Here is a 10,981-nt window from a genome sequence, read left to right as displayed (position 1 = left end):
AACTTTCTCTGTAATCCTGTAAGAGGAAAGGTTTTGCTCAGCGACACAAAATTGTCTCGATGTCATTTAATTAGGCACTGTACAATCTTTCTGGAAGCACTTCCGTCGGCTGTATTTTTCAAAATTGACCACGAATCGCGATCGTGACACGGCTTTCTGAGTATTTCTACTCAAATCTCACGCCCCCGATCGACTCTTCGTTCCCACCCCAACTGTGTGTGCCAGTTGAGGGTGCGGAATGTGGGTTGCAACAAAGAAATAAAAATAAAGCTTTCGTAAAGATCCCCCCTATGGACGGATAAATGCGTTATTTTTGATGTGGTAAATAATCCGGCTCATAAATAGGCACCTAAGCCATCCGAATTTATGCTGCCAGGGGTTACTAAGATACAAAGCGGCTCAAGTCGGTGTAGCCTTTGTATTTGTTTAGGTTTTTCATGTCTCTTATGATCTGCTGTTTTGAGTTGCAGTGATGCTGCTCAGATGGTTTCGTTTGCATTCGTAAATCCTGACATTCAGGAGAACAACGCAAAAGGTACTTTGAGTGTAGTAACCCATGCCAATTTTGTCAGCTAGGTTAGAGCATGGCAAAACCTAACAAAATCGATTCCAAAACAATTAAGGAGAAAAAACATGGAAGTTAAATTGTGGAATGAACTGAATGACCAGCAAGCAGAGAAAGCCACGGGTGGCGGACTGGGCAACGTCACCTTCACAGCTAGTGATGGTAGCACGATCCGATTGGTTGATGGATTACAGGCAGGGAAAGATGACGCCAAGCAACTAGGTTTCAAAAACGGTAACGATTTTTCTCGAACCGTTCTTGGCTTAAATGTAGGTCAAGTAGTTAGTACGGTTGCTCAAACAGGTAGACCACCTACTTTTCCTCCTTTACCGTAACATGGATTCCGCTCAACTCTCTATTCCTTAGTTAGTTGAGCGGAAACAACACGCGACCAAGTGTTCCCCTTGATGCTCGATCGCGTATTGTAGCTAATCGGGTATAGATTTAATAATGATGTGTCGCTTAACTCGCTTATGGTCGGTACTTCACCGATTTAGCTGAAGCTGAGGCTAACTTCGAGCTGCGGGTAAAGGAATATGGGTTTCTTGGGAAGCTCCCCAGTTCTCTAGGGTCAGAGGAACCGATCCAAATCCCAGAACGCATCTTGGAAGGGATTGATGCAGTTCGAGAAGCAAACACGACCAATATGTTCCACGCAAACACGGTGCGACTTCAAGCCGTAGCTTTGGGATATCTAGAAACCGCTCAATGGATTGAAGCAAACTTGGAAATTTATTGCAGCGGAGTTTTTAGGGGATTCGCAGCTCAGTGAACTGGATAGAGCCGGTAACAGGAAAAGCGATCGCCATATTGGTAGAGAAATGAGCTATGGCAAAACCAAAGAGGTATCCCGACAATTGGCAACAAATTGCGCTCTCGGTGAAAGAAAGTGCGGGGTGGCGCTGCACTAAGTGCCATCAACAATGCCTCCGACCCGGCAAACAAAGCGGTTTAACCAAATCTGAACGGTGTGCTTTAACTTTGGCGGTACACCACCGCAATCGGATACCGGAGGACAACCGCCCAGAAAACTTAATCGCGCTTTGTACTGCCTGCCATCTTTCGTATCACAATCGCGGTCAGTCTAACGTATCGCCGGGGCAGTTGTCGCTGTTCCCTGATGATGGTATTGATTGGGAGCTCATCGCTTCTTTTGGGGAATCGGCACCGGACAATTTATCGGCTGTTAAATTGAAGAATTTGTAGCTATTGCTTCAAGCAGAAACAGACCAACTTTCTTGTGCAGTCCCTGGTTTTGCTGGGGACAACCAAGCTGAATCAAGCATTTAGGGCACCCGTCAGAACACTCGCAATTTAAGGCAAGAGACATTGCTTTAGCAGCAAATAACGGTAACTGCTTCCCGATTTCTTCAGATGCTCCATTCCCCCCATCTGTGGTATCAAAAAAGTAAGCAACGATACCCGAATCATCTCGTTCTACTGTACAGTTCACATCGTGAGTAGAGGAAAGCACGACTAGGGGAACAGCTAGCTGAATTTGATGAGCCATACTGTGCAACGCAACTGCAACTGGAGGGCTTTTAAACAAACCTTCCAACTCTTGAGGAATATCATCTCCATATTGGGTTCTTGCACTAGCTTTGTGGCGGTCAACTTCGCCTGTAATTGCTGCAATCAGAGCCGGATTTACTTCGACTTTAACGACGGGAGCTTCATATTGTATTTGATAGGGCGGATTGAACGGTACTGATTTAATCAGTGTATTTATTTCGATCGATTTCAAATTCCGACCACAAGACGTACATATTTTACCTTCAAGAAACTGTTTGTGACAGCGGCATTTGACATTGGTGCAAGTGTGTCGATATTCTCTTTTACAAAGCTTGTAGCCCATTACTTCTGATGTAATCTTCCCCCATCCCAAAGTTAATCTCAGCCTTGCGTCTGGTAAGCTGGTAGGAATAATGCGGGGGTCTTCTAGGTTTTCTAAAAGTTCGATTTGCAAACCTAAATCAGGTTCGGTAAATAAGCTGGGGTCTTCTTCAAAGGGCTGGAGTATTGCTTTGTTCTGGTCGGTATCTAGGCTTTGACACAGATAAGTAACTAAACTGTTGCCGTCGTCAAAAGCCGTATAAATTGCACCGGGAAAGACTTCTCGATAGGCAATATCTCGCGACATTTCTTCAAAAGATTCTCCCGTATTCTTGTCAATTAATTCAATAGCATCTATAGCGTTGCCTCTAATATTGACTTTTAGATGAGGATTTCCCCACCCTCGGAGTGTACTATTGCGAACCAAGAAAAGTCTATCTTGATCCAGCAGTTCCTCAGCAACCGCACCTCCTGCAGCATCAAATCGACTTTCAACCTCAACAGCAGGCAAACCGCTTTCGACGCAGCAACATTCAATGTGTTTGCTCACAATGGTAGGATAATTGGGATAAAATGCGGCGCTTTCTACTTCTCCTGATAGCAATTGGTTCGGATTCTTACCGTAATAGTAGTCTAAGGAATTTTGGGCAACTGGCAAAAAAATTACCAATCCCGGATCGATTCTTCCAGCACGTCCCAGGCGTTGGCGAAAGGACATGATAGAACCGGGATATCCCTTCACCAAACAGCAATCCAATTCTGGTAAATCCAGACCCGCTTCTAGTGCTGATGTAGAAATAATTACTTTAAGTTTTCCACTTTGCAGTTGACTAATGATATTTTGGCGACGATCGCTTTTTAAAGAACCGTAGAAAGCAGTTACTTTTTGCGCCCAATAACTATTTCCCTGTCGCGTACTTTCTTTTTGAATTAAATCTACAAGTTTTTTAACGGCTCCTCTACTATTGCAAAACACAATTCCGCTCAAGTCTTGTTGCAGCCAAGCTAAAACAATCTTGCAAGCATCGGAATTCGCTGTGTCGCTGGGAGCTAAACACAAAACCGTCCTTCCAGCCGTACCCGCCCCGCTGCCTTCAATTAAATGCAGGCGATCGGGTTGAGACGTTCTACCGCTAAATCTCAGTGCCATGTCTCGCGGGTTGCCAATCGTGGCAGAAGAACAAATAAATTGGAGCTTGCTGCTGTTGCCTCCCACGCTGTCTACAGCCCTACGCAATCGGCGCATTAGGTTAGTAAAATGAGCTCCAAATGCACCTGTATAGGTATGGCTTTCATCAATCACTACCCACCGCAACCGCCGCAGAAATTGTCGCCAGGGTTCCCATTCTGAGCGCGGAATCTTGGATAAGTGATGATGCAGCAAGTCGGGACTGACCGCTAAAATATTGGGGAGATGAGGCACAAAGAGTTTCAAACGTTCGGTGTAGGGAGTATCGCCTGTCATTTGCCCAACTTTTACACGCTGTTCTTGAGGAAAGGTTTCGACAATGCGCTGAAGTTTGCGAAACTGATCGAAAGCTAGAGCTTTCAGCGGAAAGATATAGAGCGCGGAAGTTTGAGGGCGGTTCAAACAATCTTCGAGAATTGGGATGTTGTAGCACAGGCTTTTTCCCGATGCTGTAGGAGTCACAATACTCAAATCGCAGCCCTTCCGCAAGCAATCTAAGGCTTCAATTTGATGCGAATACAAGTTGTTAATTCCCAATCCCCGAAGAGCATTTTGCAAGGGGGAGGGTAAGTCCTGTGGAATGGCATCCAACGAACCAGATTCGGGAGGAGTAATGCGAACAGCGCTAAGATGTGAAGCTAACTCTTGCGCGATCGCTCTAAATTTGGGTTGAGGAATAGCGGCAATTTCTGCTGGGCTTACCTGAGAAAAGCTTGTAGCCTGTACTTCACCTGCACCGTTTTCTTCAGATTGGGATGAGGATGCTGGTGCGCTAACAGGAGCGATTTCACCCGTTTCGACAGATTGCTGCCAATTTTTGAATTGAACGGGAATCGAGTATCCGGGAAACTTTGCTATGAGTATGTTACCCATCCAAGACATAACCTCGCCTTGTCCGCGCTTGGGCGAAAAGAGCGGCTGTCCTGGGTCTAGCCACTCAGGATGCTTTCGTTCGCTGTTGGGAGTTACAGCGCGGATAAGAGCAGCATAGTCAGGGGGCTCAGGGTTTGTCATAGTTTTGGGGATAACTCCAATGGCTTCATCATAAACTTCTTCTCCCAGACTGCTGACATTCTCTCAATTTAACGGGGCATCATTGACTTTGGGATTTACGCTTACTCTCAGGAATTGGCACGGGGCAATTGATTTGATCCGAATCCGCCGCCATCTTCTTAATTAATTTGAGAGCAGCCGTGCAATCTCCCAATGCTCGGTGGTTTCCATCAGGCAAAGGAAAATATTTATAATCTTCGTAATAGTAGCTCCAATATCCCCTCCACTGTGCCGCCCATTCCATCAGGCAATCAGAGCGCTTTGTCAACTTCAAAATGGGCAAACTGTGAAGCCGACAGCAGTAATTTAAAATCTGGATATCAAAAGCAGAATTGTAGATTAACACTCGTTTATCTTTCAGGGCTGCATCAATACGAGGATAGAGTTCGGGAAAGGTAGGAGCATCGACTACCATTGCATCGCTAATGCCGTGAACCTCTGTTACTTCTGCGGGGATGGGAACTGTGGGTTTGATGAGGGTATCGAGCAAGGTTTCTTCAGTGCGATCGATAATTGCTATTTCCACAATCTCAGCATTATCGAAGCCAGTAGTTTCAGTATCCAGAATCACCCAATCGTTCTGGCTTAATTGTTCTCTTGCCCACTTCACTGCTCTTACCCTATCTTTTTCTATGAAACCTACTTCTCGATACCATTCCCGGTAATCCCGTTTGATTTTAGCTTTGAGGCGATTAGCGGCTAGAGTTTCTAATTGTTTGGGAGATGGTTTTCTTTTGGGTCGGCAGCATTCAGGATTGTGGATATCGTAGAGAAACACATCGTATTTTCGTGTTTCGATAACGCCGGAAGGTTTCAGAGGCGATAAACCGAGTTCACCCAATTGCTTTTTAGTTTTTAGGTGTTCTGGTGGTTCGTTGGGATTGCCCCACCAACTGTATTTGGTTAGCTCCATATTTGCTGCTCGATTGATTCTTGTGTTGTAAGCTTGAGCTGTAAGATTAGCTTTTTAGAATCAGCTACAATGGGTAGTATCAGAAAAGTAGAAAACCCCCAGTTTCCTGGGAGATGAGCCATCCGCTGCAAAACTAAATGACGCATTAATTATCTCATGCCATGAGTATTATTGTCTACGAATTGCTAGCACTAATCCGGCTGCACTAGCACCCACTACAATTGCTGCTAGGTTAGGCTTAACAATGCTTCCAAAAGCACATCCAATGATTAACGCCACAACAATAGCCAGGGGAGCTTGCCTTTGCCGACTTTCTAATTGCACTATGCGTTCGTCAAGGGACTGAAAGAGTATCGCTACTTCTTCTTCATTGTGCCAATTAGTTCGGCTCTGTTTTCTGAGAACTGCTGCTCTGGCAGCACCGTACAAAGGTTTGCCGTTTTTTCCTGTAATCTTCATCATTAATCCTCCTTAGTTAACTTTAGTGCTGCACTATTCTCGGTTTGTTGTAAAGCTATTCGTGCCAAGTCTGCACCATCTCCACCGCGTTTCCACCTTCTCGGCTTCAGGTGCCCGTAGCAGCGTTCCATTGCTCCAATTCGCAGGGGAAAGCGTATGCTGAACCGGCTTGACGATAGGTTTCAATAAGCTGGTCTTTGTGGTCTGGTTTTTGCCAAGGGAATTTCATAGGCTACTCCACTATTTTTCCAAATGTTGATTCAAGTAAACCGTACCAATCTTTCGCTTTCTGGAATCCTTTACCTCCTGTACCGCAGCCGAACACATCTCTACTCGTTGCAGTAACTCCTAACTTGAGGATTTTTAAGCTCAACCAAAGTGCTTTGTCGGGATGAGTGGGAATAAGGGCGATCGCTTCACTAACTTGCTCTACTTCACTGCTTCCCCGCTTGTTTAAAAGTGCCATCACCCTCGCCAACGCCTTCGAGCGCTCTGGTTCAGGAAGTAGGGAAGCAGTGCTAGAATCCTTATCCTGCAACACTTCACTCGCTTCATCTCCTACTTTGTCCGCTTCATGAGGAGGTGAAGTAGCAGTATCTTCCCGTGCCGTAACTTCATCACTTTGCCAAGATTCTAGGAGCCGCTTCTTGGCTAGTTCCCATAGTTCTTGAGAGTCTTCTGATTCTTGATTGGTAGCCAACTCAGTTGCTTGAGTTGTTTCAGTATTTGCGGAAGTTTCTGTTTTGGATGGCTGGTGAGGAAGTTCTCGTTTCCATTGACTCAAGTCGGGTACAACAGCGGGGAATTCTCCTAACTCGCAGCTAATCCACGCAGCCCGATTCCCCAGCGATTCCAAGTAATCTCGCACTTGTTGGTATTTGGCGTATTGCTCGGAATCCTTGGGGAATTTGTTGCGATAGGATTCACATTCTTCTACTGCGAACTTGCCCATGTAAATGCTACAGAAACACTCCGCTAAATCTGATTCTCCCTCCAATCCCCAAGTTACAACTTGTCTGCCCTGCGCTAAAGCAAAGATGCGGATGTTGGTTTCCCTGGCTAAAGTAATCATTTCACCCATAATTTGCTTGGCGCTAAGAGCAATAATCTGTTTGGTTTTGCGATCGACAATCGCTCTCACATTACGCGAAATTGCTTTCCATTCATCCACAGCTACATTCCAAATGGGTGAATCAATCCCCTTTGCCATTAATGCTGTACGCCGCACTCTTTCACCTTGCAGTGCTTCCAAAGATGAACGGATAGCTTGGTAATCTTCAGGCACTCCTATTACATCTAAGCCAATCCATTGATGCGGCCACCGTTTGACCGTAATTACCGACTGCTTTTGGGATGGCATCACATCCATCAGCCAATCAAATAGCGTGGTTTTTCCGCATCGGGTAGCTGCAACTCCTCTAATGTGAGGAAACATCTCAGGAGTGTCCCTAAACTGTTTCCAATCAAAGAATTTCACTCCTAAATTGGGAGTTACTGGCAGTTCTACACCCAATAATTGATTGTTATTTGGGGCGGGTGCTGCGTTTTGTTCGACTTGGGCATCTTCAAATTCCTGGAACTTTGATTCCATTGAAGCCGGCAAAGATTTAGGGGTTGTCAAAGCCTCCAACAGTTCGGGATTCTTCTCTAAATAGATTGTGTTGTAGCCGTCGTAGAGTTCGCGCTTGAAGTCCTTCACTCTCAAGTCAGCAGCAATCGCTGTTTTCTGGATTTCTTCCTCATCCAAAATGTCGCTGGTAGTTGCTTCTAACTGTTTTTGTCGAGCTTCATTGAGAGCAGCCTCTTCCTCGTTCTTTCTCTGCTTCACCGATGCTGCACCCGATGCAAAATAACCCGCACCAAAGCTGATTGCAGCAATTACGCCGGATGTAGTACGCAGCAGCCCCCAGCCTTGATGCAGCTTCACAAACTTAGCATTCTTGGGATACTGTGAACCCGTTACCACAACAGGCGTACAGGGATTTGTAACTCCATTGCAGTAGCTGACGTGTTTGTCGAAGTACCCGAACAAGCTAAATCCGCTACATCCGATGCCCACAATCACACAGGCGATCGCGCTTTTCACCTCATCCACCTCCTCCCCAATGCGACCAACTTCATCAGCGCTACCGACAAACCGACAATCGCGCCAAGCTGCCACACTCTTGTTAACCCAAAGCCAAAGCCTACACTTAAAGGCGCATTTGCCAATAGCCACGCCGCATCCCAAAATGCAGCAATAGTGGCGACAACCACCACTAACCCGCTAATCCGCCTCATGGATAGTAAATAAGAGGTTGGGTTTTTTGGTTTTACTACAAACAGGAACCCGGCTACTAAAATCACTGCGACGAGCATTACAGGAGCACTGAGAATCCTCGAAACGTGAGCGATGGATAGCCCAACCGCAAACCAGAATCCTTGACCGCAGAAGCTGTTTAAGTTTTTGAGAAACCTCAATTGGTCTGATTCTTCTAATTCGGGGAGTGGTGGTTGTTGTGAAGGTGGAGAGACAGGGGGATTTTGAGGTTTGGGGATGAGAAATGGTGGTAACTGCATGGCTACTTCCCTGAGAAAAAGTCAAAGGCTTTACCGCCCAATTTTTTTAGCCAACCGCTTGCCTTGTTAGCGTTATTGGTAGCACTATTACTAGCGTTATTGGTAGCGTTATTGGTAGCAGGACTTAATTGTTTGCTATTCGATGATGACAAACCGTATTTCCCACGAGTACCGTAAGCGAACAAGTCTTTTATCCTATTTCTCTCTTCGCTTTTTGCCTGTTGAGCTGCTTGTCGCTCCGCATAGTTTGTTGCTTCTGTGTCTGGTTTTTGGGATAGCGCTTCTTTTTGGCGGACTAATCTGTTAGCCACAATCTGAAGCGAAATCTGAAGGTCGTATTCCGCTAAATCACCGTAATCGATAACTTCTTGGTCGAGAAGTCTGACGCCAACATCCGAATCTTTGGCTAGCTTTTTGGTATTAGCCTGCCAACCTTTCCATGCCAAGAATACGTCGAGCGTGGCGCGATCGATCTTCTCCATGCCCTTAGCGCCAGCTTTGACGCATCGGGCTACAAATTCGTTGTATTTGACAACGCCATCAATATAATCGTTGACGTGTTTTTCTAACTTGTCGAGGTTGTCAATGAGAAACTTGATTTCTTCAACCGAATCTACGAATGCTCCCAATTCTTCCTCAGACATCCCGGCAAACGCTGAGGGGTCGAAACCGTAGTATCCCTGAAAGGAAGTCAACATTTCAGGCGCGCTATCAAATGCTTTGACTTTGCCGACTAGGGCTGGTGCTATGGCTCCACCGCCTGTATATTTAACAATTGCACTCATCATTTTCTCCTCGATATTTCATAGCCAATCACATATCATCACTTTCTCCTACTTGCGCCAATCTTTCTCGGTAATCGCTGCGATTGCTGCTGCACTCACCAACACCCAAAATATTCGGTTAACGGTTTTTTGGTTGCCTAAATTCATTGTGATGGCAGGTCGAGCAGTCGATACTTTGATTCCACCAATTACCCTGGGTAGCATCAAAGCAGTTGTGATTGAAGCAACAAGAAACAGCACAATTAGTTTGGTGGTATCTCCTAGTTGGGGTAGCGGTAATGGCAGTGGCACTTGTCCGTATTGCGGTGCTGGCGCTGGTGCTTTTGGTACTCGCGGTGTTGCTAGTTTCGACTTGATAAAAGCAAGCGTGTGAAGGATATTGTCAGTGATTTGGCTGCGGTTAATGGGCATGGGTAGTTTCCGTCCTACAAAAACTTAAGTTTGGTGTTTGTATCGTTACCACAATCTCTTTAATCTCTCAATAAAACCAGTTCTGTTTGCTTTATCTCGCTCGTCACCCTCCTCATTTTCATCCTCATGTTCATCCTCATAGTGCATGAAGTAATCTTCATTTTCCGGTTCTGGAGGACTGTGCCAATTGCAGTTGGGTCTATCTATCCAGTAGGGATAAACGTAAACTGGTTTGCCATTCACCCGATCTACCAGGTTGATTCCATTGGTGTTGCATTCGGCGTAGAACTCATCTTCTTCGGTAAGAGTCGCTGGAGGCAGCAATCTTTGATAATCCTTGTATGCGTTCATATTTTCCTATCCTGCTGATTCATATCCATCACATTCATAATCTTGCTGATCTGTCTCGAAGCGGTAACAAACTCCGGGATAAGGGCATTCTCTGGGCCCTACACAATCAGGGGGAAAATATTTCTCTTTGGGCTGGCAAAGATTTTTATTTTCGTCTACCGCTTCTAAGTAAACATCGCTCTCAATAATGTTGTACAGCGCATCGCAGCGATTGCTATATAAGTCGAGGTCTTTGATTTGACAGAATGCCAGACATTTGTTGTCGGGAGCGTACACAAATACGTACTGCTCTTCGTGCCACAACAAAACCTCTTTTTTGCGGATGTGAACTAACATCGCTGTACTCCTTAGCTCTATGTTTGCGCTTTACTCAATCTGGTAACAGAATCTCGTTATCTGTCTTGCTAAAGATGACATTTTTGCCATATTCCACACAGTACGGCTTCAGTAACTGGTACTTTTCATCCCGGTCAGTAAACAGGATGTGTACCAGTTTTTGTTCTTGCCATCCTGAATTACAGTGTTTAACTGTTGCCAAGACTTCTCTGATTTTCAAGCGCATCCTCCTACCAATACTGCTACTTCGCTCACTTGGCTAATTGTAGCCAGCTTAGACTTAACGACCCGCCACAATCTCAATCCAGGCACTACTAAATACATCTCAATAAAGCCGTAACTTTCTAGCATTAAACAAACCTCATCAGTGCGATTGTTTCTTCAGCATAAGTGCGATGGGGGGGCAATATAATGCCAGCTTTTTTAGGTTGGCTGCCCCGTTGTAGGCTCAGGAAAAAGATGAGATTCAGCAGCACCTTTTCCCTTTGAGCCTGCCTTAAAGCTAGGGCTTCCCCTAGCTCTTTGTG

The 10,981-nt window shown here is 45.5% G+C and carries 14 protein-coding genes; 3 read left to right on the top strand and 11 right to left on the bottom strand.

The annotated features are described in order from the left end of the window. Positions 1-633 precede the first annotated feature (633 nt). The 3 genes from QUB26_RS03195 (at position 634) to QUB26_RS03185 (ending at position 1,771) form a co-directional block, all read left to right on the top strand. Positions 634-900, top strand: coding sequence for a hypothetical protein (locus tag QUB26_RS03195; RefSeq protein ID WP_333316603.1), 267 nt, complete (start codon positions 634-636; stop codon positions 898-900). Positions 901-1,169: 269 nt separating this feature from the next. Next, a complete protein-coding gene (locus tag QUB26_RS03190; RefSeq protein ID WP_333316601.1) occupies positions 1,170-1,337 on the top strand; it encodes a DUF5049 domain-containing protein in 168 nt (55 codons plus the stop codon). 56 nt (positions 1,338-1,393) lie between these two features. Next, positions 1,394-1,771 (top strand): HNH endonuclease, encoded by a 378-nt coding sequence (locus QUB26_RS03185; RefSeq protein WP_333316599.1) that lies wholly within the window; start codon positions 1,394-1,396, stop codon positions 1,769-1,771. Here the strand turns inward: QUB26_RS03185 and QUB26_RS03180 are convergent. From QUB26_RS03180 to QUB26_RS03130, 11 genes are all read right to left on the bottom strand, one after another. Continuing rightward, complete coding sequence (locus QUB26_RS03180; RefSeq protein ID WP_333316597.1) at positions 1,752-4,601, bottom strand: DEAD/DEAH box helicase; 2,850 nt, start codon at positions 4,599-4,601, stop codon at positions 1,752-1,754. The genes QUB26_RS03185 and QUB26_RS03180 overlap by 20 nt on opposite strands. Before the next feature lie 79 nt (positions 4,602-4,680). After that, entirely contained in the window at positions 4,681-5,553 is an 873-nt protein-coding gene (locus QUB26_RS03175) for a 3'-5' exonuclease (RefSeq protein ID WP_333316595.1), read from the bottom strand. Positions 5,554-5,721: 168 nt separating this feature from the next. Beyond that, the gene (locus QUB26_RS03170; protein WP_333316593.1) at positions 5,722-6,015 is read right to left on the bottom strand and encodes a hypothetical protein; all 294 of its coding nucleotides are present in this window, start codon (positions 6,013-6,015) and stop codon (positions 5,722-5,724) included. A gap of 229 nt (positions 6,016-6,244) precedes the next feature. Then, a complete protein-coding gene (locus QUB26_RS03165; protein ID WP_333316591.1) occupies positions 6,245-8,173 on the bottom strand; it encodes a hypothetical protein in 1,929 nt (642 codons plus the stop codon). Next, complete coding sequence (locus tag QUB26_RS03160) at positions 8,095-8,571, bottom strand: hypothetical protein (RefSeq protein ID WP_333316589.1); 477 nt, start codon at positions 8,569-8,571, stop codon at positions 8,095-8,097. The genes QUB26_RS03165 and QUB26_RS03160 overlap by 79 nt, the downstream gene beginning before the upstream one ends. A 2-nt stretch (positions 8,572-8,573) precedes the next feature. After that, complete coding sequence (locus QUB26_RS03155) at positions 8,574-9,359, bottom strand: hypothetical protein (RefSeq protein ID WP_333316587.1); 786 nt, start codon at positions 9,357-9,359, stop codon at positions 8,574-8,576. Positions 9,360-9,404: 45 nt separating this feature from the next. Continuing rightward, entirely contained in the window at positions 9,405-9,767 is a 363-nt protein-coding gene (locus QUB26_RS03150; protein ID WP_333244441.1) for a hypothetical protein, read from the bottom strand. 45 nt (positions 9,768-9,812) lie between these two features. Next, positions 9,813-10,118: a hypothetical protein gene (locus tag QUB26_RS03145; RefSeq protein ID WP_333244438.1), complete on the bottom strand. Its 306-nt coding sequence runs from the start codon at positions 10,116-10,118 to the stop codon at positions 9,813-9,815. A gap of 6 nt (positions 10,119-10,124) precedes the next feature. Continuing rightward, positions 10,125-10,454, bottom strand: coding sequence for a hypothetical protein (locus QUB26_RS03140; protein ID WP_333316585.1), 330 nt, complete (start codon positions 10,452-10,454; stop codon positions 10,125-10,127). A gap of 34 nt (positions 10,455-10,488) precedes the next feature. Continuing rightward, entirely contained in the window at positions 10,489-10,656 is a 168-nt protein-coding gene (locus QUB26_RS03135; RefSeq protein ID WP_333302874.1) for a hypothetical protein, read from the bottom strand. Positions 10,657-10,670: 14 nt separating this feature from the next. After that, complete coding sequence (locus QUB26_RS03130) at positions 10,671-10,805, bottom strand: hypothetical protein (RefSeq protein WP_333316583.1); 135 nt, start codon at positions 10,803-10,805, stop codon at positions 10,671-10,673. Positions 10,806-10,981 lie beyond the last annotated feature (176 nt).

This window comes from Microcoleus sp. B4-C1 (assembly GCF_036705285.1).
Lineage (GTDB): Bacteria > Cyanobacteriota > Cyanobacteriia > Cyanobacteriales > Microcoleaceae > Microcoleus.
This window is presented reverse-complemented; position numbering and strand designations above follow the sequence as displayed.